Source organism: Bacillus sp. AF23 (assembly GCF_020861455.1).
Taxonomy (GTDB): Bacteria; Bacillota; Bacilli; order Bacillales; family Bacillaceae; genus Bacillus; species Bacillus halotolerans.
On the sequence record NZ_JAJHVY010000034.1, the window covers coordinates 1 to 25601 of the forward strand.

General features: G+C 44.0%; 24 protein-coding genes. 4 read left to right on the plus strand and 20 right to left on the minus strand.

Annotated elements, in window-relative coordinates:
- Nucleotides 1–69: 69 nt before the first annotated feature.
- Genes LNN34_RS18015 through LNN34_RS18030 form a run of 4 tightly spaced genes read right to left on the minus strand, consistent with a single transcriptional unit; the run spans nt 70 to nt 2080 of the window.
- A complete protein-coding gene (locus tag LNN34_RS18015) occupies nt 70–429 on the minus strand; it encodes a phage holin family protein (protein ID WP_010332033.1) in 360 nt (119 codons plus the stop codon).
- A 1-nt stretch (nt 430) separates the two neighbouring features.
- Complete coding sequence (locus tag LNN34_RS18020; RefSeq protein ID WP_024122997.1) at nt 431–628, minus strand: PspC domain-containing protein; 198 nt, start codon at nt 626–628, stop codon at nt 431–433.
- 4 nt (nt 629–632) lie between these two features.
- Nucleotides 633–1730, minus strand: coding sequence for a DUF4097 family beta strand repeat-containing protein (locus LNN34_RS18025; protein WP_059292452.1), 1098 nt, complete (start codon nt 1728–1730; stop codon nt 633–635).
- Between the two features lie 23 nt (nt 1731–1753).
- The gene (locus tag LNN34_RS18030; protein WP_044159406.1) at nt 1754–2080 is read right to left on the minus strand and encodes a hypothetical protein; all 327 of its coding nucleotides are present in this window, start codon (nt 2078–2080) and stop codon (nt 1754–1756) included.
- A gap of 218 nt (nt 2081–2298) precedes the next feature.
- Here LNN34_RS18030 and LNN34_RS18035 point away from each other — a divergent pair, with 218 nt between their 5' ends.
- Nucleotides 2299–2529 carry a hypothetical protein gene (locus LNN34_RS18035; protein ID WP_024123000.1) on the plus strand — a complete coding sequence of 77 codons (231 nt, stop codon included), beginning with the start codon at nt 2299–2301 and terminating at the stop codon, nt 2527–2529.
- 43 nt (nt 2530–2572) lie between these two features.
- Here LNN34_RS18035 and uvrA read toward each other — a convergent pair whose 3' ends face one another.
- From uvrA to LNN34_RS18050, 3 genes are all read right to left on the minus strand, one after another.
- Nucleotides 2573–5446, minus strand: a complete 2874-nt coding sequence (gene uvrA, locus LNN34_RS18040; protein ID WP_229044073.1) for an excinuclease ABC subunit UvrA — start codon at nt 5444–5446, stop codon at nt 2573–2575.
- A 7-nt stretch (nt 5447–5453) separates the two neighbouring features.
- The gene (gene uvrB / locus LNN34_RS18045; protein WP_010332039.1) at nt 5454–7439 is read right to left on the minus strand and encodes an excinuclease ABC subunit UvrB; all 1986 of its coding nucleotides are present in this window, start codon (nt 7437–7439) and stop codon (nt 5454–5456) included.
- A 183-nt stretch (nt 7440–7622) separates the two neighbouring features.
- The gene (locus LNN34_RS18050; RefSeq protein ID WP_003228053.1) at nt 7623–7853 is read right to left on the minus strand and encodes a CsbA family protein; all 231 of its coding nucleotides are present in this window, start codon (nt 7851–7853) and stop codon (nt 7623–7625) included.
- 628 nt (nt 7854–8481) lie between these two features.
- Between LNN34_RS18050 and LNN34_RS18055 the strand changes: the two genes are divergently transcribed.
- The 3 genes from LNN34_RS18055 to LNN34_RS18065 all read left to right on the plus strand — a co-directional run bounded on the left by LNN34_RS18055 (nt 8482) and on the right by LNN34_RS18065 (nt 12987).
- A complete protein-coding gene (locus LNN34_RS18055; RefSeq protein WP_229044075.1) occupies nt 8482–10977 on the plus strand; it encodes a PEP/pyruvate-binding domain-containing protein in 2496 nt (831 codons plus the stop codon).
- Between the two features lie 76 nt (nt 10978–11053).
- Nucleotides 11054–11623, plus strand: a complete 570-nt coding sequence (locus LNN34_RS18060; RefSeq protein WP_106295430.1) for a TetR/AcrR family transcriptional regulator — start codon at nt 11054–11056, stop codon at nt 11621–11623.
- A 29-nt stretch (nt 11624–11652) separates the two neighbouring features.
- Nucleotides 11653–12987, plus strand: a complete 1335-nt coding sequence (locus LNN34_RS18065; RefSeq protein ID WP_044159425.1) for an MFS transporter — start codon at nt 11653–11655, stop codon at nt 12985–12987.
- A 46-nt stretch (nt 12988–13033) separates the two neighbouring features.
- On the opposite strand, the gene LNN34_RS18070 is transcribed toward LNN34_RS18065, so the two are convergent.
- From LNN34_RS18070 to fliS, 13 genes are all read right to left on the minus strand, one after another.
- The gene (locus LNN34_RS18070; RefSeq protein ID WP_069486853.1) at nt 13034–14230 is read right to left on the minus strand and encodes a S1C family serine protease; all 1197 of its coding nucleotides are present in this window, start codon (nt 14228–14230) and stop codon (nt 13034–13036) included.
- A gap of 78 nt (nt 14231–14308) precedes the next feature.
- Nucleotides 14309–14662: a swarming motility protein SwrAA gene (gene swrA, locus LNN34_RS18075; RefSeq protein ID WP_015251121.1), complete on the minus strand. Its 354-nt coding sequence runs from the start codon at nt 14660–14662 to the stop codon at nt 14309–14311.
- Nucleotides 14663–15046: 384 nt separating this feature from the next.
- Entirely contained in the window at nt 15047–16489 is a 1443-nt protein-coding gene (locus LNN34_RS18080) for a S41 family peptidase (RefSeq protein WP_229044077.1), read from the minus strand.
- Nucleotides 16490–16631: 142 nt separating this feature from the next.
- Entirely contained in the window at nt 16632–17522 is an 891-nt protein-coding gene (ftsX, locus tag LNN34_RS18085) for a permease-like cell division protein FtsX (protein ID WP_044160364.1), read from the minus strand.
- The gene (gene ftsE, locus LNN34_RS18090) at nt 17515–18201 is read right to left on the minus strand and encodes a cell division ATP-binding protein FtsE (protein ID WP_010332047.1); all 687 of its coding nucleotides are present in this window, start codon (nt 18199–18201) and stop codon (nt 17515–17517) included. The genes ftsX and ftsE overlap by 8 nt, the downstream gene beginning before the upstream one ends.
- Before the next feature lie 232 nt (nt 18202–18433).
- Complete coding sequence (gene cccB / locus LNN34_RS18095) at nt 18434–18772, minus strand: cytochrome c551 (protein ID WP_024123008.1); 339 nt, start codon at nt 18770–18772, stop codon at nt 18434–18436.
- A gap of 48 nt (nt 18773–18820) precedes the next feature.
- Nucleotides 18821–19666 (minus strand): YitT family protein, encoded by an 846-nt coding sequence (locus tag LNN34_RS18100; RefSeq protein ID WP_024123009.1) that lies wholly within the window; start codon nt 19664–19666, stop codon nt 18821–18823.
- Between the two features lie 171 nt (nt 19667–19837).
- A protein-coding gene (prfB, locus tag LNN34_RS18105; protein ID WP_229044079.1) for a peptide chain release factor 2 occupies nt 19838–20939 on the minus strand; the annotation gives its coding sequence in 2 pieces (ribosomal slippage) (nt 19838–20866 and nt 20868–20939; 1101 coding nt in all).
- 68 nt (nt 20940–21007) lie between these two features.
- Entirely contained in the window at nt 21008–23533 is a 2526-nt protein-coding gene (gene secA, locus LNN34_RS18110) for a preprotein translocase subunit SecA (RefSeq protein WP_044159435.1), read from the minus strand.
- Nucleotides 23534–23701: 168 nt separating this feature from the next.
- Nucleotides 23702–24271 carry a ribosome hibernation promotion factor gene (hpf, locus tag LNN34_RS18115; RefSeq protein WP_044159437.1) on the minus strand — a complete coding sequence of 190 codons (570 nt, stop codon included), beginning with the start codon at nt 24269–24271 and terminating at the stop codon, nt 23702–23704.
- Nucleotides 24272–24462: 191 nt separating this feature from the next.
- Nucleotides 24463–24840: a hypothetical protein gene (locus tag LNN34_RS18120; protein WP_024123013.1), complete on the minus strand. Its 378-nt coding sequence runs from the start codon at nt 24838–24840 to the stop codon at nt 24463–24465.
- A 9-nt stretch (nt 24841–24849) separates the two neighbouring features.
- Nucleotides 24850–25191 carry a flagellar protein FliT gene (locus LNN34_RS18125; RefSeq protein WP_044159439.1) on the minus strand — a complete coding sequence of 114 codons (342 nt, stop codon included), beginning with the start codon at nt 25189–25191 and terminating at the stop codon, nt 24850–24852.
- Nucleotides 25188–25589, minus strand: coding sequence for a flagellar export chaperone FliS (gene fliS, locus LNN34_RS18130; protein ID WP_059335038.1), 402 nt, complete (start codon nt 25587–25589; stop codon nt 25188–25190). Before fliS ends, LNN34_RS18125 begins: the two co-directional genes overlap by 4 nt.
- Nucleotides 25590–25601: the final 12 nt, after the last annotated feature.

Sequence of the window (25601 nt, forward strand, 5' to 3'; positions counted from 1 at the left end):
CCGTTTTCAAACTTGAAGGTGTTTTTTATTTGTCTCATCTTATGGGGTCAGTCCCTTGCATGGCAGCTTTTATTTTTTCCGAAGCGGTTCTAAAATGCCTTTTTGAATCAGCAAATGGAACACCGACAGGACAACAGATGCCAAGATGGCTGATCCGAAGCCGTCAATTTGAAAACTGTCACCCATAATGGACGCTGTCATCATCAAGGTGATGGCATTAATCACAAACAAAAAGAGACCCAGCGTCACAACTGTGACAGGCAGCGTAAAGATAATCAAGAGCGGTTTAATCAGCACGTTTAAGATTGATAAAATAAGGCTGGCAATAATCGCTGCCCCGATGCTGCTGATATGAATGGAATCAATGTAACCGTCAATGACGATTAATAATAAAGCATTTACTAAAATGCTGACTGCCCATTTGACCATGTTACTTCATATCCCTTTCTGACGGAACAATAAAAATCCAAATGATATATATGAGCAGAACAGGAATAACGCTTGTCATAACGGCTAAAATGACGGTTATCACTCTGAGGAGTGACGCATCCCAGTTGAAATACTCCGCCAGGCCGCCGATGACGCCGGCCATTTTCCTGTTTTTTTCTGAACGATATAATCTATTCATTCGATCACCTCTGTGTATACTTTAATTTGATGGCGCCAGTTAATGATTCGGAGAAAACGGCGATGTTTTGATCATGTGCTTGATTAGAAGTGAACATCATTTCTTTTTGAATGGTATCATTTTTTTCTTTCAGCATATCAACATCTATTAATTCGTGGGACAGCGAGCCGAGATTGCTTTTCAGCTCAGCCTTCACCGCAAGATCATCCGGAATCGACAGCTCCACATTTCCAGTCGTCGTTTTTGTGTAAATCGAGCGGCAGTCTGATTCTGTTACAGTAATCGCGATATTTCCGTTAAAGCTTTGAACATCAATGGATTCGCTTTTTCCGCGCAGATCAATCAGCCCGTTAATGGTTTCCGCTTCTATCGTGCCGCAATTGTGATTGGCTAGCTTAATTTGGCCGTTCGCCGTTTCTGCCGAAGCTTTTTCAGCCGTCAAATTCGAGAACGACAGCACGCCATTTGTCGTTTTCGCCGAGAACTCTTTTACATGTAAATGTTCCCCTCTGATCGGTCCGTTAAACAGCTTCACCCGAATCTTATCATACTCCTTCTGAGGAATATACAATGTGACATTGGTTTTCATCGTTTTCTTTTCTGTACGGATAAAAAACTTATTTCCTTTGATTTCACATTCAATATGCTGAAGAAAAGCGTCTCTTGCTGCTTCTTGGCTGTCAGTGCGATATACCTTCGCCTGGCATTCCGCTCTGATATCCTCGTCTTCCCACGGAACAATATTTACGCTGCCGTTTGCGATCTGGAGCTCTACACTGGAAAACTCAGTATCCTTAAATTGAAAAATATGCTGTACGTCAAACGAGTGCCCGAAGTTTAAATCAAGATCAACTTCTTTCACCTTTTTCACAGCAGAATCAATCCAGTCGAACAGCTTCGCCCCTAAAGACGGCTTGTTGCCATCTTTTTTGGCCGCTGTGAATGGCTCATCCTCTTCATGAACGTTAACTGACAGAGCCGTGATTTTTTCTTCTTTTTCCTTATAGTCGCTGTCGAGCTTTTCAATCAGCGTCAGTGCTTCCTGTGCCGTCAGCTTTCCTTCCTCCACAAGCTTGAGGATTCGTTCCTTTTCCTGCTTCATTCGATCTCCTCCCTATGATCTACTTATGCTGCACGCAGCACCTTAATGCCCTGAATGACGTTCCAAATAATAATGCCAATCACAACTAAGAAATATACGATTGCGCCGCCAATCATCACAAATACAGGCATCACACTGTCCCCATCTATGGCAATAGCCCCGCCAAGAAAAGCGATAAATAAGACCAGCCAGCCGGCAAAAGGAACAATGTGAGAAAGCAGAGAACGTATCGCGTGACGTTTTGTCTCTTTCTCATCAACAACAAAATAAGCGACAATCGGCACAATGACCGGCGCGATAAAGACGCTGAAATAACAAAGTGATGCAATTATGGCTTGATTACGGTTCAATTTATTCAACTCCCATCGTTAATCATCCGTGATTATAAGTCAGGACGTTTTACTTAGATAGATATACGCATAAAACCTCCAGAGGTTTCAAAATCATCCTTTAGACATGCTTCCATTTACGGAAATTGGATTTTAAAAAGTTTTAGAAGTAGAATCTTTCAGCCGTACCGATTACAATATGTAAAAAGCTTACGGCAATCAAGGAGGCTGGACAAGCAATGGAGAAAGATCCCAGTGACTATACAGTAACACAAGAATCCGTTTTAAAACTGATTCATGAACAAAAAAGAATGAACCGTGAAATGTTAGCCGAGCTTGAACAGATTCACGGGCCTCTTCCCATCTCTCATGACATTCAATATATAAAAGTTCTTCTGGACAGCAGCAGCACTCATATTGTTCAAGATTTAATGAATGTGAGCCGGCAGCTGTATAAGAAGACGTTTTAATAAATACTGCAAAGAAAAGTGAAAACCCTCTGAAAAGAGGGTTTTAAGATGTTGCAGTTTCTTTCGCTTCCAAGAGTGACTTCATGCGTTTTTTGTCGCGCTCCATAACAGGCTTCAAATAACGCCCTGTATACGACTCTTCGACTTCAGTGATTTCCTCCGGTGTTCCCGACGCGACAATGGTGCCGCCTCCGGCTCCGCCTTCGGGCCCCAGATCAACAATATAATCAGCCGTCTTGATGATATCAAGATTATGCTCAATGACAAGCACTGTATCTCCATTATCAACCAACCGCTGAAGCACGACTAGAAGTCTGGCGATATCGTCGACGTGCAGACCTGTTGTCGGTTCATCTAAAATGTACAGCGTGCGCCCGGTTGAGCGTTTATGCAGTTCAGATGCAAGTTTTACCCGCTGCGCTTCACCGCCCGACAAAGTAGTCGCCGGCTGGCCGAGCGTAATATAACCAAGACCAACATCGTACAGGGTTTGGAGCTTGCGCTTAATTTTCGGGATATTTTCAAAGAAAGAAAGAGCATCTTCGACCGTCATATCAAGCACATCAGAAATGCTTTTTCCTTTGTATGTCACTTCAAGTGTTTCCCGATTGTAGCGTTTGCCGTGGCACACTTCACATGGCACGTATACGTCAGGAAGAAAGTGCATTTCAATTTTTATAATCCCGTCACCGCGGCAGGCCTCACATCGGCCGCCCTTCACGTTAAAACTGAAACGGCCTTTTTTATAGCCGCGGACTTTCGCTTCATTTGTCTGTGCGAACACATCGCGAATATCATCAAAAACACCGGTGTATGTCGCAGGATTTGACCGCGGCGTTCTTCCGATCGGCGCCTGATCAATATCAATGACTTTGTCTAAATGTTCGAGGCCTTTGATTTCTTTGTGGCTGCCTGGCTTCGCTTTTGCTTTATGGAGCTTTTGCGCTAATGCCTTGTGAAGTATTTCATTGACCAGGGTGCTTTTCCCCGATCCTGAAACGCCCGTAACCGCTGTAAACGTCCCTAGCGGAAACTTGGCATTTGCCTTTTTCAGATTGTTTTCTGAAGCGCCTTTAATCTCAATATAGCGGCCGTCCGGTTTTCTTCTTTCGGGAGGCAGCGGGATAAATTTCTTCCCTGATAAGTAGCTGCCTGTTAACGAATCTTGATCTGCCATGACTTCTTCCGGAGTTCCCGCGGAAATAACTTGTCCTCCGTGGATGCCGGCACCCGGGCCGATATCAATTAAATAATCGGCTGCCATCATCGTATCCTCATCATGTTCGACAACAATCAGTGTGTTCCCCAGGTCTCTCATGTTTTTCAGCGCGCTGATTAAACGGTCGTTATCACGCTGGTGCAGACCAATTGATGGCTCATCTAAAATATAAAGCACACCGGATAACCGCGAACCGATTTGAGTGGCCAGCCTAATCCGCTGCGCCTCTCCCCCGGATAATGTTCCCGCTGCCCGGCTCAGTGTCAGATAATCAAGTCCGACTTTATCCAGAAAGCTTAAACGCTCCACAATTTCCCGCAAAATCAGATCGGCAATCTTCATATCCTTTTCAGAAAGCATAAGGTCTTTGAAGAAATCAAGGGCATTTCCGACAGACAGCTCGGTAATTTTTCCGATATGACGTCCGTCGACCAGTACCGCAAGCGCCTCTTTCTTTAACCGATAACCTTTACAAGTCGGACAAGCCTTTTGGGACATATATTGCTCCATCTGCTCACGGATGAAATCCGAGCCTGTCTCCTTGTAGCGTCTTTCAATGTTGCGCAATACGCCTTCAAATTGGATTTCACCTTCGCGTATTTGCCCGAAATCATTTTCGTAACGAAAATAAATCAGGTCATCTCCGCTTCCATAAAGGACTTTATCCAGCTGATGCTTCGGCAGATCCTTTACCGGCACATCCATATCAATGCCGTAATGGGTGCAGACCGCTTCAAGAAGCTGCGGATAATATTGTGAGCTGATCGGCGTCCAAGGGGCAATTGCATTCTCTTTCAATGACAAATCTTGATTGGGAATGACAAGATCTGCATCAACTTCGAGCTTCATACCTAGACCGTCACACGTTGGACACGCTCCGAATGGGCTGTTGAATGAAAAAAGCCGCGGCTCAAGTTCACCGATTGAAAATCCGCAATGCGGACAGGCATGATGCTCACTGAACATCAGCTCTTCCTCACCGATTACATCAATCATGACACGCCCTTCACCTAATCGAAGCGCTGTCTCCAATGAATCCGACAGACGGGCTGCTACGCCTTCTTTTACCACAATACGGTCAATGACAACCTCAATTGAATGTTTTTTATTCTTTTCTAATTCGATCTCATCAGAGAGCTCGGCCATCTCGCCGTCAATTCTGACTCTGACATAGCCTTGTTTTCTGATCTGCTCAAGCACCTTTACATGAGCGCCTTTTCTGCCGGACACAATCGGCGCCAGCACCTGAAGCTTCGTCCGCTCCGGATATTCCAAAATCCTGTCCACCATCTGCTCAATGGTCTGTGACGTGATTTCAATTCCGTGCTCCGGGCAATGCGGCTTCCCTACTCTCGCATACAAAAGACGCAGATAATCATAAATTTCCGTTACCGTACCGACAGTAGATCTCGGGTTTCGACTCGTTGTTTTCTGGTCAATGCTGATGGCAGGAGAAAGCCCTTCAATCGCATCCACATCAGGCTTATCCATTTGCCCTAAAAACTGGCGGGCATAGGCGGATAACGACTCAACATATCGTCTCTGCCCTTCTGCATATATGGTATCAAAGGCAAGGGAGGATTTCCCTGAACCAGACAGGCCCGTGACAACGACAAGCTGATCTCTCGGAATGGTCACATCAATATTTTTCAGGTTGTGCGCCCTTGCTCCCTTCACCTCAATCCGATCCATAGCCATTCTTTCATCATCCTTCCGCTTTTAACTCTAAAAGTAAATCGCGAAGCTCCGCGGCTCTTTCAAAATCAAGCGCCTTGGCGGCTTCCTTCATTTCGTGCTCCATTTGTTCGACGACTTTTTGACGCTCTTTCTTCGTCATTTTCGACAGCTTCGGCGCAGCTTTTGTTTTATACTCCGCTTTGTCCTCAGCAGCCACAGTCGCACGAATCACGTCACGAATTTCTTTATTAATCGTTTGCGGCGTAATGCCGTGCTCTTCGTTAAACCGCTCCTGCTGCTCGCGCCGGCGTTTCGTTTCATTAATGGCAATTTCCATAGACTTCGTCATTTTATCGGCGTACATAATGACACGGCCTTCCGCGTTCCTCGCCGCCCGTCCGATCGTCTGAATAAGCGAACGCTCCGAACGCAGGAAGCCTTCCTTATCCGCATCCAAAATCGCAACCAAGGATACTTCCGGAATATCAAGCCCCTCTCTCAGGAGGTTAATGCCAATGAGCACATCATGCTTGCCGAGACGCAAATCACGGATAATTTCGATCCGTTCAAGCGTCTTAATTTCTGAATGCAGATAATTAACTTTGATGCCGATTTCTTTTAAATAATCGGTCAGGTCCTCTGACATCTTCTTCGTCAAAGTCGTCACAAGCACCCGTTCATTCCGTTCAACTCTCGCATGAATTTCACCGATTAAATCATCAATCTGCCCTTCAATCGGCCGCACGTCAATAAGCGGGTCAAGAAGCCCTGTCGGACGGATGATCTGCTCTATCATTTCATCTGTATGCTCAATCTCATATGGCCCTGGTGTTGCTGACACATAGACGATATTGTGCATATGCTTTTCAAATTCTTCAAACCGGAGCGGGCGGTTATCAAGCGCTGAAGGAAGACGGAATCCGTGATCCACAAGCACCTGCTTTCTCGCCTGGTCTCCGTTAAACATGCCGCGCACCTGAGGAATCGTCACGTGCGACTCATCCACCACAATCATAAAATCGTCAGGAAAATAATCGAGAAGCGTATACGGTGTTGAACCCGGCGGGCGAAGCGTCAAATGTCTTGAATAGTTCTCAATGCCGGAGCAGAAGCCCATTTCCCGCATCATTTCAAGATCATATCTCGTCCGCTGCTCTAAGCGCTGCGCTTCCAGAAGCTTGCCGTTTTCATGCATGACCTTCAGCTGCTCCTCAAGCTCCTTCTCGATATTTTGAATCGCTTTTTCCATTTTTTCGGCCCGCGTAACGAAGTGGGATGCCGGAAAAATCGCAATATGTTCACGGTCGCCTAAAATTTCTCCGGTCAAGGCATCCACTTCCCTGATCCGTTCAATTTCATCTCCGAAAAACTCGACTCTTACACAGTGTTCATCACGGGATGCCGGGAAAATTTCCACTACATCTCCGCGCACACGAAACGTACCGCGCTGAAAATCAATATCGTTGCGGGCATATTGAATGTCAACAAGCTTTCTAAGCAGCTCGTTGCGCTCAATTTCCATTTCAGGACGCAATGACACAACCATTTCACGGTATTCTTCAGGCGAACCGAGACCGTAAATACAAGACACACTTGCAATGATAATTACATCTCTCCGTTCAAACAGAGACGATGTAGCGGAGTGTCTGAGTTTATCAATTTCATCATTAATGCTGGCATCTTTCTCTATAAATGTATCCGTTTGAGGCACATACGCCTCCGGCTGATAATAATCATAGTAGCTGACAAAATACTCGACAGCGTTGTTCGGAAAAAATTCCTTAAACTCGCTGTAAAGCTGTCCGGCAAGGGTTTTGTTATGGGCAATGACGAGTGTCGGCTTATTGACTTCTTTAATCAAATTGGACACCGTAAATGTTTTGCCCGTTCCTGTTGCACCCAGCAGAGTCTGGTGCTTCTTGCCCTCCTGAATGCCTTTGACAAGCTTTTCAATGGCTTTCGGCTGATCTCCCTGGGGCTGGTATTTTGAGACTAACTCAAAGCGATCTTTCACAAATAAGCCTCCGTTTCTTTAACGAAATCTTCCTATAGATATAGTAACACAATGGAAAGCAAAATCACCAAAAATACGAACTAAAGTTCGGTGGTTTTTTATTTCCAGCTATTTTCATGTATAAAAAACCTGCTTTTAAAACGTAAAAGCAGGAATTCATCTTTATATTTCATTATGTCCGGTTTATTCTTCTTTTTTCTCAGCAGCTTTTTTGGCCATGTAAAGTCCGCCCGCCACAAGAGAGACAACATCTAATCCCACAATAAAATACGTTTCTGTATAGCCTTTTAAATAAGAAGCAAACAGCAATGCAGCTGTAAGAGCGATCGCCACGTAATGGTTAAAGGTCACTCTCGTAAATAGGACAACAAGCATAAAAGGGAAAAATAATGCAAAAACGGCTTTTGTAATCACAAAAACCCTCCTCAGGGATTCTTCATCTGATTTGATTATAGTAAAAAATGAAGAATCGGACAATCGTGCAATGGTTCCCTCTTTATACACCATACCCTTTTTCAGTTCAATTCAATCATCGTGCCCTGCCGCAAAACTCTCTTCTTATAGATAGACAGATGCCTCGTCCGAGTTTTTGCAAGACCCAAATCCAGCTATTCAATCCGGACAGAATACATGTTCATCATAAATTAATAGATCACCGGCAGGCAAAATAGACGGCATCAAATATAAAGAAAAATTGATTTTAGTGCGGCTGAATAAGAGCTGAAACTGTACTGATTGTCAAATTAACAGGAAGATAGGTATTAAGTCTCGTTTAACGAAGAAAGCTTGGCCAACAGCGATCTGAAAGCTCAGTGAAACGATTTGCAAATACGAAAAAATAAGCAAACAGACCCGCTTCAGTTTTATTTTTCATGATCATCTAACTAACTTAAATATTCATTTTATTTAGGACTTTTTGCGTTTGACAGCATTTTCCTTTAAACCTACAATTGAGTGATAGTGTTCACTATCATTTTTTGAACATTGGCTCCCAATAATAAAAGATAGAGAGAAAAATACTAAGGAAAGAGGGGTTTTAAACATGTACTCTGTGTTATTTCACCAAGCTGAAGAATCCAGTCAGCTGACTGGAGCAAAAGGCATGAATCTGATTAAACTGACCAAACACGGACTTCCTGTTCCAGATGGGTTTATCATTCAAACGAACGCTCTCGCCCGTTTTATGGAGGATAATCAGCTTCATGATTCAAGCGAAAATATCGAAAATGCCATTATTGCCGGAACATTTTCAGATGAGCTAAAGAACGAGCTGACGAACTCCTTTTACGAGCTGAGAGAATCATATCGTTCCGTGGCCGTCCGCTCTTCATCAGCCTCAGAAGATTTAGAGGGCGCTTCATTCGCCGGTCAATATGAAACCTATTTAAATATAAAAACAGAAGAAGAATTTCTGGCTAAGGTGAAAGAATGCTGGGCCTCCTTTTTCTCAGGCAGGGTCAGCCGCTATAAGAAGAAAATGAACAATCAAATCGCTGAGCCGTTAATGGGTGTTGTGGTGCAGGGCCTGATCAATTCAGAAATATCGGGTGTGATTTTCAGCCAAAATCCCGTTACCCATGATGATAAAGAGTTATTAATCAGCGCCAGCTACGGCCTGGGAGAAGCTGTCGTATCAGGAAGCGTCACTCCTGACACGTATATCGTTCATAAAGCTTCATTTCAGATTCAGAAAGAAATGGGTTTAAAAGAGATCTACATGGAGTCCGCAGCAGAAGGCATTGCCGAAAAAGAAACGAGCGAAGACATGCGCAGCCGTTTTTGCCTTACAGATGAACAGGTAATTGAGCTGGCTGAAATCACCAAAAAAACCGAAGCCCTATACGGATATCCTGTTGATTTAGAATTCGGCATCGCCAATCATAAACTGTACCTTCTGCAGGCACGGCCAATTACCACCATTGAACAGGATAAAAAAGCGGCTGAGGAAGAACGGAACTTCATGATCACCGACGAGGATATGGATGATTTTTGGCTCAATATGGAGTCCAACATCGAAGGCCCGGTCAGTCCGCTATTTTCATCTTTTATTGTGCCCGCACTTGAATACGGCTTAAAGAAAAGTATGCAGCAGTTCCCGATCGGTGTCATCGTCGATGAAGTAAAAGTTTACCGGGGACATATTTATTCAAAAAATCAAGGCGGACAACAACAGCCTCCTGAGGACAGTGCCGAAGAGCTTTTTCCGATATTGGCCGAGCGCATGTACGACATCATTCATAATACGTACCTTCCGTTTTACCGGACATTGGACCAACTCGCACAAACGGAACACACTCCGGAAAGTGCGCTGGAGGCCTTTAAAAAACTGAAGGCCTTTTATCTCACGGCCTATGAGGAACACTTCAATATCGTTTTCCCGCAAATTCTGTTGACGAACAAACTGCAAGCAATGTATCAAAACATTCAGGGTGAAGCTGAAAACTCACATTTTTATGAAATGCTGACAGGAGTCATGAACAAATCGCTGGAAACAGACCGCCGCCTATGGCAATTCTCCGTTGAAGCACGAGAAAATCCGAATCTGACAGCCATTTTTGAGCATACCGAGCCGCAGCAGCTGCAGAAGACATTAGAACAAATCGACGAGGGCAGATGTTTCCTGCAAAAAGTCAATGCATTTTTACAGGAATACGGATGGAGATCTGTAAAAAGCCACGATCTGATTGAACAGACTTGGGCAGAGAATCCATATTACGCATTGACTCATATCCAAAACTACGTCCGCAATGGCTATCATTTTGACAACGAATTTAAGAAGACCATTGAAAAACGTGAGAAGTTGTACAATGAATTCTTGCAAAGCATTGAGGATTCCGCTTTGCAGAAAGAATTTGAACGTTATTATCAATGGACGCTGAATTCGTCCAATATTAAGGATGATCATCATTTTTACATTGATGCTATGCTGGATGCCAAGGCGAGGGTCTTTTTGCTGAAGGTAGGAGAATTGCTGGCCAAAAGCGGTGTGATCCGAGATCGAGAAGACCTTTGGTTCTTATATGATGACGAGGTGGAAAACGCGCTCCTTCATCCCGTATCCCTTCAAGAGAAGGCTGAAAAACGGAGACAAATCTTTCATGAGTATGAGCTGGCACAGGCGCCTGCTTATCTCGGTACACCGACAAAAGCGCAGCTGAAGGCGGCTGAAGAAATTGTCGGTGCTGTCATAGAAGATGAAAAAAACACGGAGAATGATATTTTCGGAATTGCAGCATCAAGCGGTATCGCAACAGGGCCGGTTAAATTGATTCGGGATGCCAGTGAGTTTTCTCGATTCGCGCCTGGAGACATCCTGGTTTGCAAAATGACGACACCGCTATGGACCAGCCTGTTTCAAGATGCCAAAGCCATTATTACAGATACAGGAGGAATCTTGTCTCACGCAGCGATAATCGCACGGGAATACGGCATTCCCGCTGTTCTCGGCACACGTGCAGCGACAGAAAGGCTTCGAGATGGAGACATCGTCACTGTAGACGGAAACAGCGGCAAAATCACAGTTGTCAGCCGGTCCTGATGCGCCCACCCTCTTTATTATACAAGCGGGGCAGGTGTATACTTGTCCTGCCAGTATATTCGTGAGGTGAAATGTATTGAGACCGACAAACCGCAGAATCCTTGACGCTGCCATGCAGCTGCTCGTCAAAAAAGGATATCGTGCAACGACGACAAAAGAAATTGCAGAAAAAGCAAACGTAAGTGAAGCGACGATTTTCAGGAATTTTAAAAACAAACAGGGGCTTGTCGAGGCTCTGCTTTCTCAGCATTCCGCAAATCGAAATCGCATCTTTGAGCAAACAGAGGGAGATTTGTATAAAGACCTGCTGCATATCGGAACCTGTCTGCTGGAAGAGCTTGAACAAAGAAAAGATATAATTAAAATCAGCTTTCGTGAACCGGCCATGTTTCAGGATGTCATCGACCATGTGACTGAATATCCCCAATCTATGAAACAGCTTTTAGTTGATTATCTCACAAGCATGGGTGATAAAGGGGCTATCCAGACAGGAGATGAATCGGAGCATGCCGATGTATTTATTTCGATGATTTTTGGTTACTTTGTACACCGTCTTCATTTAGGAGACAGAGTGATTACAATGCCCCAGGAAAAAATGCTGGAGCATAGTACAGCTGTATTCGTCAAAGGAATTACTGCCCGTTAGCTCCTTGGCAAAACAAAAGGAGGATCCCAATGAGCTCAAAAAAAGAATGGGCGCTGATCGTCTCACTTTTATTGGGGGCCATCCTGGTTCCCATTAACTCAACGATGATCGCAGTCGCGCTTTCATCTATATCACATACGTATAACGAATCCATCGCAAGCATCACTTGGGTGGTTACCGTTTATTTAATCGTCATGGCCGTCACACAGCCAATAGCCGGAAAACTCGGTGACATGTACGGCAACAAAACCATGTATTTATGGGGCGTCGGCCTGTTTCTGATTGCTTCATTAGGCTGCGCTCTATCGCCGAGCCTGTTTTTGTTAATTGTATTTCGGGCTTTGCAGGCTGTCGGCGGGGCACTGCTCACGCCAAACAGCATTGCCATTATCCGGCACGTTGTATCAGAGAAACGCCTTCCGAAAGTATTTGGCTATTTCGGGCTCGGCGCGGGTCTGGGCGCCGCTCTCGGGCCGTTTATCGGCTCTCTTTTGATTGACAGCTTCAGCTGGCATTCGATTTTTTGGGTCAACATCCCGTTTCTCGCCATTGCTTTATTTACAGCATTGACCATGTTTCCTCAATATAAAGAAAACAAATCAGAGGCGCCGCTGGATATCATCGGCTCTCTCTTGCTGGCAGGCAGCATCGTTTCGATTATCCTGCTGACGAAAAATGAGTCTTCATGGGGCTATGCATTATACAGCATATTGATACTGCTTTTTGTCCCGCTTTTTTTCAGACGGGAAAAACGCACACAGCATCCAATCATTGATTTTGCGCTATTTAAAAGCTCAACCTTTACAAATGCCAATCTATCCGTCTTGTTAAGCAATCTAATGATGTATGCCGTCTTATTGATCATGCCGTTATTCATGACAAACCAGTTTGGGCTTAATACATCTAACAGCGGTATGGCGCTTTCCGTCTTTTCGATATTTATGTCGGCGAGCAATTGGGCAGGCGCTCAGCTCCATCATAAATGGGGTGCGAAAAAAATCATATTTCTCTCATTTGCGATGATGGCCGGAGCCAATTTGTTATTTTTACTCTTGAGCAGCTCCCATTCCGTTTTCTTCCTGATGATCTCTCTTATTCTCGGAGGGCTTGCATCCGGAGTCGGACTGACCAGCATGCAGGTGTCATCCCTTGCTACAGTAGAGCCCGCGATGTCCGGAGTGGCTTCCGGCATTTTCTCGACCTTCCGTTATTTCGGAAGCATTATTTCGTCAGCCTTAATTGGCCTGATTTCTGGGTATCACACGTTATTTATTATTCTCTTCGCAGTATCCATCATTGGTGTTTTTGTTTCGTTAGGCATCAAATCTGACGAAACGGCACACATGGAACAAAATTCAGCGTAAAACAAAACAGCCCGGCGCCACACAAAATGTGGTACCGGGCTGTTTTTTATGATCCAGGCAAAGCGGCTGCCTCATCTTCACGGTCATCCTTTACGAACAGAATGCCCAATTCATGATGTTCTCCCTCATAAGACGCACGCTGATCAAAGCGAATCTCCCCGTTCAGACCGATAATTTCAAGCTTCACATACGCACGGTTGCGCTGGAGCGCTTCATAAAAATCAGATACGTGCTTAACGGGCACGCCGTTGACTTTCGTAATAATTTCTCCGATTTTTAATTCCAAGTCTTCAGCCGGTGTATTTGGTATAATGCCAAGCACCATTAAGCCTTGATCACGCTTGGAGAAATAAAACGGTGCTGCATTGTCGTTTACCCTTTGCTTCACGGACAGAAAAATACGTCCTAATACAGCCGCACAGGCAGCTGCACCCGCAAGCGGCGTCCACAGCAAACTCGCTGCACCGAGAGCGGAGACAATAAGCCCGAGAATACAGACTCGCTTCGCTGTGATTCTTATACTGGTTTCAGGAAGGGAACCCTGCACCCTTTGGCCGAATCCGACAAAGTAAGGGATCCACAGAAAATGGAATGACCCTCCGGGAACAGAAAACACAGGCCACCAGCTGAGGTGTGATTCTAATCCATTGCCAGGTACAAGAATAAACAGCGGCAAAAGCCATATACGGTTTGCAAGCTGCTGACCGATCGGCAAACCGCGGCTGCTGACGACCAATCCCGGTGATGTTTTCACATGGGCAGAACGATATGCAACCGCTCCTTCAGCGATAACCAATAACCCCAAAAACACCGCCAGAGCCGGCCACACGACCGCATAGCCTTGCGGAAACCGATCCAGAAAAGGTTCAGCCTGATTCACTTGCAGTCCAAAACCTATCAGCATACTCACACTGACGATATATGCAGCAGACATCCAGTTTGCGCGAAGAGTGAACGCTGCCGCTGCAGTCATAACGGCAATAATCGCAAGCATACCGAGAGGAATAGAAATTCCGAGTACCCCCAAAACAATAGACAAAAGGATACCGGGAATTAACCCTTTTGTATATGTAAATTTCAGTTCATCATAAATGTCTGCTATTCTTGTATGAAAGGTTTTTCGCTCACGTTTGATCCTTACATATCCGAAAGCCAGACTTACAATGACAAAAAACCAGAATAGCGGGTGCAAAAAGAACAGGCCCGCACTTTTTAACAGTTCAAATCCCCATTGAACAGACACTATCTTTCACCGCCTCAAGCCAAACATGTTACTCATATTCTATCAAATATTAAATGGCTTGGATATCCTCAGGAGGGTTTATCTCTCTTGCGTCATCCAGAGCGTGACATTCGATAGTGAAAAATCCTTTAAATAATGGTTTACATCAACGTCCAATAACCCGCTGATCAGGTGCATCGACCTCTTTATATCTGTCAGATTGATTCCTAATCGTTTATGGTTTTTCATTAAGTAATTAAAATAATGCTTGGCACATTCTTCATTAATGTCATTGACCGATTCAACATTTGTGTAATTCACTAGGTACCTGCTAAACAGCATAAGAAGACTTAGTGCTTTTGTAGCTGAAAATGTTACGTCTTGTGTTCTGTCTTTTAATTGTTCCACTAATTCATAATATTTTTTTTCACGCACAATACTTGCCCTCTTCAATTGTGAACCCCCATTTTCTTTGTACAGATAAGCACGGGCCAGTATAAGCAGCAGTACTGGAGTGCTAACAAGCATTCTCGCTAACGTTTCTCTTTTAAATACCTGTAGTTCAGCTGCCATAAACCTGATTACTGTTCTTTTTAGAACCTTCTTATATTGTATGAAGTAAACAACGACTAGGCAACTTGCAAAAGTTTCATTTTAAATGCATATTTTCTCGTTAGAAAGTCTCTCTCTTATATTGATATCGGGTAATCTCGGTCCTTTATAAATGTTTATTTGTGAAAAATTTTTTAATATCTTGTCAAAAACTCAATTTTTATGTGACTTATGGTTTATTTATTCATTAAGCACAAAGAAACAGGAGATGGAACACCATCTCCTTTAATTGACAAATAATGATTTAAGCGCCGTTTGAAGCTGCAAATCATTTTTTTCATCTGATTTTTTCATTTCAATTAAATGATTTATTTTCTCCGCGGTGCGATTGTCAATCACACCCGTTTTTGCGAGCTTGTTTTGATCCTGAAAGGCCAAAATCGCTTTTTTCATTTCTTTGCTGAAATAGCCGTCTTCCCGACCCGGATCAAAACTGAGTCCTTTCAGCAAAACCTGTGCATGTTTCACATCTTCATTGTTCATATCAGCTTTAAGAGGCTCTTTTAGCTGCAATGGACCTGCGGAGAAATAATAAGGCTGCTTTATCGCAATGGTCGGCTTAACACCCTTCTTATGAATCCAGTTCCCGTTTGGCGTCAGCCACTTGTAAAGCGTCAGTTTAATATTGCTGCCGTCTCCCATCGGTACAGCTTGTTGAACAGTTCCCTTTCCGAACGACGTGTCGCCTACAACATCATAATGCCCCGCTTCTTTTAATGCGCCTGCAAGAATTTCGGAGGCAGAGGCGCTCCCCTTATCTGTGATGACATTGACAGGGTATGTTTTTTTATGGGTCAATGTTGAAAAATAACGTTTTCTATCTCCATTGCGTTCAGCAATCTGAATGTACGGCTGATCCTTTGTAATGAAATGCTTAAGAATCTCTTCAACACTTTGAAGATATCCTCCCGGGTTTCCTCGAACATCCAGCACGAGGCCTTCAATTCCTTTTTTCTCGAGCTTGCCCAATGCTTTTGCAAAATCCTCCGCAGTATGCTCAGAAAAAGTAGAAATGGCGATATACCCGACAGAATGCCCCTGCACTTTTTTCTCTGAAGCAAACACCGTTTCAAGCGGAATCTCAGCTCTCTTAATGCGGAATGACAATTGCTTCTTCGTCCCGGGCCGCTGAATCTTTATTGACACGCTGGAACCTTTCTTTCCTCTTATTTTTAAGACAGCGTCATTTAAATCCTTGCCCGCCATCGATTCTCCATCAATACTGATGATTTCATCATTCGGCTTCAGCCCGGCTTTTTCCGCAGGAGATTGTTTAAATGGCGACACAATAATGATTTTGCCTTCTTCCACTCCAACCTCAGCCCCGATGCCTTCGAAAGAGGAATCAAGAGAATCAGAAAATTGCTTTGCCGTCTGCTTGTCCATATAGACGGAATAAGGATCGTTTAATGTAGACAGCATCCCTTGAATGGCTCCTTCAAGCAGCTTTTCTCTATCAACCTTTTCTACATATTCATTTGAAATCAATTCATATGCTTTTTCAATTTTATCCATAGCTGCAGCCCGATCAGAGTCAGCTTGAGCCGTTGCGGCAACAGCTGCGGCTTCGGGCTTTTCGGCTTCCAGCAGGTTCATTCCCGCATATACGCCGGCGCCTCCGAACAGCATGCTCCCCGCCGCTATTACAGCGATTATTTTTTGATTCATCCTTTACTCCTCCTGTATGCCAGACTGTCTTTGCAAAACCTAGAGATAGTATATGTAAAGGATGGAGATTTCATGTAATCATAGAAGAAAAAGAAGGCAAAAGAAAAAAGCCGCCCCGCAATCGGGATGGCTTTTCTTATGTTTATACCCGCAAAAACTTGCGGATGGAAGTCAGGCTTCCCCATACTCCAATCACTGCGCCGATCGCAATTAATACAAGCGAGACTTGGAATACAAACGGATTATATGGAAGAAGAGAGACAAATGATCCTTGAACCTTCGGAACGACCCATCCGATAACATATTGATAAGTGCTCAATACAAGCGCGATCGGAATGACTGAACCGAATACGCCGAGCAGCAATCCTTCAAGGAAAAACGGCCAGCGGATAAACCAGTTCGTCGCACCAACAAGCTTCATGATTTCAATTTCTTTTCTTCTTGCAAAAATCGTAATTTTGATGGTGTTGGAAATTAAGAACATCGCCGTAAACAATAAGCCGATAATTAACGCGATTCCGATGTTGCGGGAAACGCCGACCACTTTAAACAAACGGCTGACCTCTTCTTTTCCGTAAGTAACTTTGTAAACATGATCCATTTTTTCTATCTTTTTCGCGACACTTGGCGTATCATGCGGATCGGTCGTTTTCACCACAAATGCATCATTCAGCGGGTTTTCCTGATCCTGCATCGTCAGGGATTTTCCGCTGTCTCCAAAACTGTCAACTAACTGGTCAAGCTCTTTTTCTTTAGATGAAAAAGTGACACTTTGAATGCCTTTCAGGTCTTTTATCTCGTTCTGCAGCTTGTCCTGTGCCTTCTTATCTGCAGTCAGATCAACCAATACCTTGATTTCGACTTCTTTTTCAGCATTCGTGGCCATGTTATTCAAATTCAGCATAATCACTAAAAACACGCCGACTAAAATCAGCGTAACGGTTACTGCACTAATGGATGCAAACGTCATCCAGGTGTTTCTCCCGAGAGATTTAAAACTCTCACGCAAATGGCGCCCGAGAATTTTAATCATAAGAACCATACTCCCCTCTTGACTCATCACGCACAATGATACCATCTTCGATTGCAATGACACGTTTCTTAATGGTGTTTACGATTTCTTTATTATGTGTCGCCATTACGACTGTTGTTCCGCGGTTATTAATCTCCTCCAGCGTCTTCATGACTTCCCAAGACGTATCCGGATCAAGGTTTCCCGTAGGTTCATCTGCAATGACAACATCAGGGCTGTTCACAATTGATCTGGCTATAGAGACACGCTGCTGCTCCCCGCCTGAAAGCTGGTCAGGGAATTGTCTCGCTTTATGCTTCAGCTGCACCAAATCAAGCACTTCAAGCACCCGTTTTTTAATGACAGACGGCTGTTCTCCAATTACTTCAAGGGCAAAAGCCACATTCTCAAACACAGTAAGTTTCGGAAGAAGCTTGAAGTCCTGGAAGACTACACCTATTTTGCGCCGCACGAAAGGAATCTCTTTTTCTTTAACCGATGCGAGATCTTTATGATTGAGTAAAATTTGCCCTTTTGTCGGCTTTTCTTCTCTGTATATCATTTTAATAAAAGTAGATTTACCCGCTCCGCTCGGTCCGACAACATAAACAAACTCTCCGGGATGAATGGTAACTGAAATCCCGTTAAGCGCCTTTACACCGTTCGGATAGGCTTTGTATACTTCTTTCATCTCTATCATGAAATCACCTAATCTTTTATATCATTTTATGTCGCACGGTCATACTCTTCGAAAGCATTCGACAGTTTATGACCCATTCATTTGTAAAAAGATGAAAAATCTGAAAGTTTGATTTTCAACACACTTCATTATACGTCAAATTTAGACATAATACTATTACAGTTTCTTTTCATTCATCATTATTTCGGCATAAAAAAATCCTTGCCTGAATCGCGGCAAAGATTTTCTCCTCTTACTTTTTCTCTGACAGCCATTTGGCAATTGAAGCGGCTTCCTTATCATCTACAAGCCCCTTCGGCATATTGCCCCGTCCGTTTTTAATAATGCTTTCAATTTTTTCTTCGTCGTATTTGCCTCCAACCTCTTGGAGATTAGGTCCTGACACACCTTCTAAATCCTTGCCGTGGCAGCCTACACAGCTCTGCTGATATAATTCTTCCCCTTCAGACGCAGAGGCTTCTGTTTTGCTGCCGTTGTCTGTCTTCTCTTCTTTTGCATCGTTAGAACCGCAGGCAGCCAGCAGGGCAGAAATGGCAAATACAAGCATCAGTATCGATAGTTTTGATTTCATGTTGAGAAGCACAACTCCTTTACGATCTCTTCCATATTATAACCTCGTTTAAGCGCGTTTGAAACCCTCGCCCAGCACCTCGCTTGCATCTGCTACAATCACAAAAGCAGTCTCATCAATCTGTTTGACGATTTGTTTCAATTTCGTGAATTCAGTTTGGCCAACCACGCACATTAAAATCGGTCGTTCATCGTCAGTATATCCGCCGACTGCAGAAATTTTCGTAACGCCTCTGTCAATTTTTTTAAAAACAGCTTCCTTCACGGCCTGTTCCTGTTTTGTAATGATAAGCGCCATTTTAGAGCGGTTGAAGCCGACTTGGACGACATCAATGGTTTTGCTTGATACATACACCCCAAGCATGGCATACAGTCCCTGCTCTATATTAAATACGATCATCGCGGTAACAACAATCAAACCGTCAATGATCGCGAGACACGTCCCTAATGAGAGACCTGTGTACTTATGAATGATTTGAGCCGCTAATGCCGTTCCCCCGGTCGATCCTTTGCCTAAGTACACAATGCCGATTCCAATCCCGATGCCGACGCCGCCAAAAATCGCCGCCAGAAGCTCATGATGTGTAGCAGGCTGAATGTCTCTCGTCAAAAACACGACAAGCGGCAAAAAGACAGAACCCGCGAGTGTCTTGAGTCCAAATTTACCGCCAAGCAAAATGATACCGGCAATAAATAAGGGAATATTAATGATCCACTGCACATAGGCCGCTTCAAAACCATATGACTGTAAAATGGTACTGATTCCGCTGACACCGCCTGCGGCTATTTTGTTAGGAAGCAGAAAGACATTAAAGGACACTGCTGTAATTGCTGCCCCTATCAGTATGTATACATAATCCCTTATAACTCGAAGACTTTTATTTCGTACATCCATCATTACAACCTTCCTCCGTTTCTTCCTATGCTCTCCGATAGCATTTTAATCCTTCCCCGATAAGATGTAAATAACACCCAAACACAGTGGTAATATGCTAAAGCAGCAATGAAAGCAAGGATATGCAGGCAATAAAAAAACACACCTGTAGACACCAGGTGTGTTTCCTCCTTATGAAAGTTTAGAACGAAGGTATGCGTCAATAAATACGTCAATATCTCCGTCCATTACGGCTTGAACGTTACCCATTTCTGTATTGGTCCGATGGTCTTTGACCATGGAGTACGGATGGAATACGTAAGAGCGGATTTGGCTTCCCCAGCCGATCTCTTTTTGCTCACCGCGAATTTCATCCAGCTCGGCCTGCTGTTCTTCAATTCTGCGCTGATACAGCTTCGCCTTCAGCATTTTCATCGCTCTTTCACGGTTTTTAATTTGTGAACGTTCTGTTTGACATGTCACAACCACGTTTGTCGGCAAGTGAGTAATCCGAACAGCTGAGTCTGTCGTGTTGACGTGCTGTCCGCCTGCTCCGCTTGCACGGTACGTATCAACTTTAATATCCTCCGTACGGATATCAATATCGATCTCATCGTTGAATTCAGGCATAACTTCACAAGATACGAATGAAGTGTGGCGGCGGCCTGATGAGTCAAACGGAGAAATCCGCACGAGACGGTGGACGCCTTTTTCCGCCTTGATATACCCATAAGCGTTGTGCCCTTTAATCAGTAATGTGACTGACTTAATACCGGCTTCATCACCAGGAAGGTAATCGAGCGTTTCCACTTTAAAGCCGCGGCGCTCAGCCCATCTGGTGTACATTCTGAGAAGCATAGAGCCCCAATCCTGTGACTCAGTACCGCCTGCACCCGGATGCAGCTCCAAAATTGCGTTGTTTTTATCATACGGCTCACTGAGTAGAAGCTGAAGCTCAAACTCATTGAACTCCTTCGTTAATGCCTTTAGCTCTTTTTCAAGCTCAAGCTGAAGATCTTGATCCGGCTCTTCTTTCAGAAGGTCATGAGTCATTTGCAGTTCTTCATGGGTTTCATTCAATTTTTTATAGGAATTGACATAATCCTTTAAACCATTTGCTTCATTGATGACCGTTTGGGCTTTCTGCTGATCATTCCAGAATTCCGGATCAGCCATTTGCTCATCTAGCTCAGCAATGCGGGTCTCCTTTGATTCGAGGTCAAAGAGACCCCCTAAAGTCCGCTAAACGAGAAGCCATATTTTCGAGCTCAACTCTGATTTCTGATAATTCCATTCCATTCACCTCATTAAAAGATCCGCGGGCGCTCAAGGCGCCGCGGTCAGCAAACTTGCCCGAACGAACTATTCAGTCCGGCCGCAGCAATTTTTATATTTTTTTCCGCTTCCGCAGTGGCATGGCGCATTTCGGCCGATATCAACCACTTTACGAACCGGCGCTTTCTTTGCTTTTTTGTTTTCATCGTCTTCCTGCGGCTGATGAGCCGTGGTTTGGCCTTGTACAACCTCTTCACGCTCCAGATTATTTTCAATCTCAGCCTTCATCACAAATTTGGCAACCTCGTCCTCGATGGATTCAATCATATGCTCAAACATCGCAAAGCCTTCCATTTGATACTCACGCAGCGGATTAGTTTGCGCGTAAGCACGAAGGTGAATCCCTTGGCGAAGCTGATCCATTGCGTCGATATGATCCATCCATTTTGAATCGACGGCGCGAAGCACGATGACTTTCTCAAATTCGCGCATTTGTTCTTCGCCGAATTTTTCCTCTTTGTCATTATATTTGGTCTTGATGCGATCCATAATGAGCTCAAGCATTTCATCGGGCTCTTTGCCGAAGATGTCGCTCTTTTCAAGCGCGCCTTCGTCAAGGTAAGTCGTGTTAACAAGCTCAACAAGACCGTCAAGCTTCCATTCCTCAGGAAGCTCTTCTCTAGGCGTATAGGCCGCAATTGCCCGCTCGAGAGAAGATTTGATCATATTTTCTACGATTTCACGCAGGTTTTCAGAGTCGATGACTTCGAAACGCTGCTTATAGATAACCTCACGCTGCTGGCGGAGAACATCATCATATTGGAGAAGCTGTTTACGTGAATCGAAGTTATTTCCTTCAACGCGTTTTTGAGATGATTCAACCGCGCGTGATACCATTTTGCTTTGAATCGGAGTGGAGTCATCCATACCAAAGCGGTCAAGCATTGCCATTGTCCGCTCAGCACCAAATCTGCGCATCAATTCATCTTCCATAGAAAGATAAAATTGCGTGATCCCCGGATCACCCTGACGTCCTGAACGTCCTCGCAGCTGATTGTCAATCCGGCGTGATTCATGGCGTTCCGTTCCGACAACGGCTAGTCCGCCAAGCTCTTTTACTCCTTCGCCAAGCTTAATGTCTGTCCCGCGCCCCGCCATGTTTGTCGCAATCGTCACAGCGCCTTTTTGACCGGCCTCTTCAATGATTTGCGCTTCACGTTCATGGTTTTTGGCGTTTAATACCTGATGCGGGATACCCTTGTTTTTGAGCAGCTTTGAAATCAATTCAGACGTTTCAACCGCAACTGTACCGACAAGAACGGGCTGTCCTGTCATATATCGCTGGGCAACATCTTCTGCAACGGCCTTAAACTTCCCTTCCATTGAACGGTAAATTAAATCCGGACGGTCATCACGAACAACCGGCTGGTTTGTCGGAATCGTCACAACCTGCATGTTGTAGATGTTACGGAATTCCTCTTCCTCTGTTTTAGCCGTACCCGTCATACCGGCCAGCTTTTCATACATCCGGAAGTAGTTCTGGAACGTAATCGTCGCCAAGGTCATGCTCTCATTTTGAATTTCAAGCCCTTCCTTCGCTTCGATCGCCTGGTGAAGCCCTTCGCTGTAGCGGCGGCCTTTCATTAAACGACCCGTGAAAGAGTCAACGATAACAACCTGACCGTCTTCTACTACGTAATCAACGTCCTTCTGCATGGCAACGTGCGCTTTTAAGGACTGGTTGATATGGTGGTTGAGCGCCACATTTTTCACATCAAACAGGTTGTCGATGCCGAACGCTTTTTCAGCCTTTGTCATTCCTTCTTCTGTGAGCTGTACACCTTTTGTTTTTACATCATACGTATAGTCCTTCTCTGCTTTTAACGTGCGTACAAAAGCATTTGCCTGTACGTACAGTTTTGTCGATTTTGCAGCTTGTCCTGAAATGATAAGCGGTGTTCTCGCTTCATCAATCAAAATAGAGTCGACTTCATCAATTACCGCAAAATGAAGCGGACGCTGCACCATTTGCTCTTTATAAAGAACCATGTTGTCTCGCAAATAATCGAAACCGAGCTCGTTGTTTGTAGAATAAGTGATGTCAGCCGCATAAGCTTCCCGTTTTTCATCTTTCGACATTGAGTTCAAATTCAGTCCTACAGTTAAGCCAAGAAACTCAAAAATTTTCCCCATTTGCTCTGCGTCACGGCTCGCCAAGTATTCATTGACTGTCACGACGTGCACGCCTTTTCCAGATAAGGCATTTAAATAAACAGGCAGAGTAGACGTTAATGTTTTACCTTCCCCTGTTTTCATCTCCGCGATATTTCCGTCATGAAGAGCCACGCCCCCCATAAGCTGGACTTTAAACGGGAACATGCCGGTTACGCGGCGGGAAGCTTCCCGAACCACTGCGAATGCTTCAACAAGTAGATCATCAGTTGTCGCCCCTTTTTCAAGGCGCTCTTTAAATTCAATTGTTTTATGTTTCAGCGCATCATCCGAGAGATTTTCATAGTCTCCCCGAATCGCATCAATATCGTTAGCTATTTTTTCGTATCTATTCAGCGTACGTTTTGTTGGATCAAACATTTTATTTAAAATTCCAAGCATTTATAACGCTCCTCTATCATCACATGCCTGTTTGACAAGCATGTATAAATAATTTACTAGTCCATGTATACCTCTCATTATCATATCATACCTTCTCTTATTTCCAAAGAATTTGCAAATAAGAAAAAACAAAAACCTTCCGCGAAAATCACGGAAGGCTGCTCTTCATTATTCAGTCGGTTCAATCAGGCCATATTTCCCATCATTTCTGCGGTACACGACGTTTGTAAGGTTTGTTTCCGCATTTGTGAAAACAAAGAAGTTATGGCCGAGCATATTCATTTGCAAGATCGCTTCTTCATTATCCATCGGCTTTAAATTAAAGCGCTTCTGACGGACGATTTCTAAGCTTTCATCTTCTTCTATTTCGTCCTGAACCGCAATATCTGTATCAGAGCCGAGGCCGTTTGCCACTGAAGATTTCGGAAGACCCTGCTCACGGAATTTGCGGTTTACCTTTGTTTTATGCTTACGGATCTGACGTTCCAGCTTGTTTGTAGCGAGATCAATTGCATTGTACATATCCTCGTTATGCACTTCAGACCGAAGCGCCAGATCTGTCATCGGAATCGTAACCTCAACCTTGGACTCCTTGTCATTGTAAAACTTCAAGTTGACGTTCACATCGGCATTTACACTATGCTCAAAATAACGCTCCAGCTTGCCGATCTTCTTCTCGACATGATCCTTTAACGCGGGTGTCACTTCAATATTTTCTCCTCTGATGTTATAGTTCATCAAAGAACGCCTCCCTTTTATTAAGGATATGTATCTATTTCTCCTTTACCCTTTACAATTCCTGCTGAAACGTAAACCTTTTGTGAAAATTCAGTGAACTTTGTCGAATTATGCCGTTTTATGCTGATGTTCCTATGGTTACGGGAGGTATATGTATATGCTGGCAATAAGAAAAAATACCTTACACAACGTCAATTGATCACAAAGGGCTCCATACATCGATGAATGGACAGCATCCATTTCCTATAGTGAATCAGAAAATGTCCTTTTAAATACTCGCAGAATTCATGAGAGGGGAATGAGAAAGAAACCAATTGATCAAATTCTGCAAAAATCTCGTCAAAAGCCTTAACGCATACTTCCGCGCACCGTGTGTTCATCACGAAAAGAAGAGTTGAATGGGTTGAATCCAAATAAAAAAAGGCTTGGATCAGATCTTGGTAGATCCGATCCCCTTCTGTCTTTGATAAATTCTGTTCCGCCTCTATCAAATAGCACAGCCCTTCCTCAATGGTAAAAAGAAGATGATAATAAGCTGATAAAAGCGTATAATCCTCAATGCTCTTCAAGGCACTCACCTATTTACGCTTGTCATAATATCTACCGTCAATCGTGATGTTGTTATAAGGATTTAAATACGTCGTATGCATCGCACGTTTTCTTTTCACCTGCTGAAGTTCTGCTGCGATTGACTGCTTCAGTCTTTCCATTTCTTTCACAATAAGCTGATCCCATGTCAAGACAAGTTTCATCTGCTTTCGCTCTTCTTCTGAAAGCGGCAGAGCTATCCCCTGAATAAGTTCAGACCGTTTAGACACAAAGTCTTCAATTTGCTTTAAAAGTTCATCGCTTTCCGGTGTGTTTTGTATGTGTGACAGCATACTCTCCGTCTCAGTGTATAGCTGATCTATGTTTTTCATGCGATCCCGCCTGATCCGTGCCGGTCCTTTCGTTCACTTTGCATGGCTTGTTTCCAAGCATCGCGAAAATCTGTCACATACCCCTCAACTTCTTCCAGTATGCTCTTATCATTTTTCATATTTGCCTCTACCAGTCTTCGATACATATAATCGTACATCGCACCCATTGAACCGGAAAGCTCTATGTTGCGGTTAAGCGTACCATTTAATTCCTGAATGATATTTTGCGCTTTAATCAGATTTTCATTTTTACGTTCCATATCATTATTCTCAATGGCCTGAGATGCAAGTTTTATAAATTTCAAACAGCCATTATACAGCATAAGGGTCAGCTCCCCGGGCGTAGCGGTATTCACTGAATTTTGCTGATAAGCTGCATAAGGATTTTGGATCGCCATGTGTCATCCTCC

Bases quoted from the DNA above. Each gene is read 5' to 3' on its own strand.
- cccB (WP_024123008.1), bottom strand. From the start codon at position 18,772: ATGAAATCAAAACTATCGATACTGATGCTTGTATTTGCCATTTCTGCC.
- LNN34_RS18055 (WP_229044075.1), top strand. From the start codon at position 8,482: ATGTACTCTGTGTTATTTCACCAAGCTGAAGAATCCAGTCAGCTGACT.
- ftsE (WP_010332047.1), bottom strand. From the start codon at position 18,201: ATGATAGAGATGAAAGAAGTATACAAAGCCTATCCGAACGGTGTAAAG.
- ftsX (WP_044160364.1), bottom strand. From the start codon at position 17,522: ATGATTAAAATTCTCGGGCGCCATTTGCGTGAGAGTTTTAAATCTCTC.
- LNN34_RS18100 (WP_024123009.1), bottom strand. From the start codon at position 19,666: ATGGATGTACGAAATAAAAGTCTTCGAGTTATAAGGGATTATGTATAC.
- secA (WP_044159435.1), bottom strand. From the start codon at position 23,533: ATGCTTGGAATTTTAAATAAAATGTTTGATCCAACAAAACGTACGCTG.
- LNN34_RS18015 (WP_010332033.1), bottom strand. From the start codon at position 429: ATGGTCAAATGGGCAGTCAGCATTTTAGTAAATGCTTTATTATTAATC.
- uvrA (WP_229044073.1), bottom strand. From the start codon at position 5,446: ATGGCTATGGATCGGATTGAGGTGAAGGGAGCAAGGGCGCACAACCTG.
- LNN34_RS18065 (WP_044159425.1), top strand. From the start codon at position 11,653: ATGAGCTCAAAAAAAGAATGGGCGCTGATCGTCTCACTTTTATTGGGG.
- LNN34_RS18080 (WP_229044077.1), bottom strand. From the start codon at position 16,489: ATGAATCAAAAAATAATCGCTGTAATAGCGGCGGGGAGCATGCTGTTC.
- LNN34_RS18020 (WP_024122997.1), bottom strand. From the start codon at position 628: ATGAATAGATTATATCGTTCAGAAAAAAACAGGAAAATGGCCGGCGTC.
- LNN34_RS18125 (WP_044159439.1), bottom strand. From the start codon at position 25,191: ATGAAAAACATAGATCAGCTATACACTGAGACGGAGAGTATGCTGTCA.
- fliS (WP_059335038.1), bottom strand. From the start codon at position 25,589: ATGGCGATCCAAAATCCTTATGCAGCTTATCAGCAAAATTCAGTGAAT.
- LNN34_RS18025 (WP_059292452.1), bottom strand. From the start codon at position 1,730: ATGAAGCAGGAAAAGGAACGAATCCTCAAGCTTGTGGAGGAAGGAAAG.
- hpf (WP_044159437.1), bottom strand. From the start codon at position 24,271: ATGAACTATAACATCAGAGGAGAAAATATTGAAGTGACACCCGCGTTA.
- LNN34_RS18035 (WP_024123000.1), top strand. From the start codon at position 2,299: ATGGAGAAAGATCCCAGTGACTATACAGTAACACAAGAATCCGTTTTA.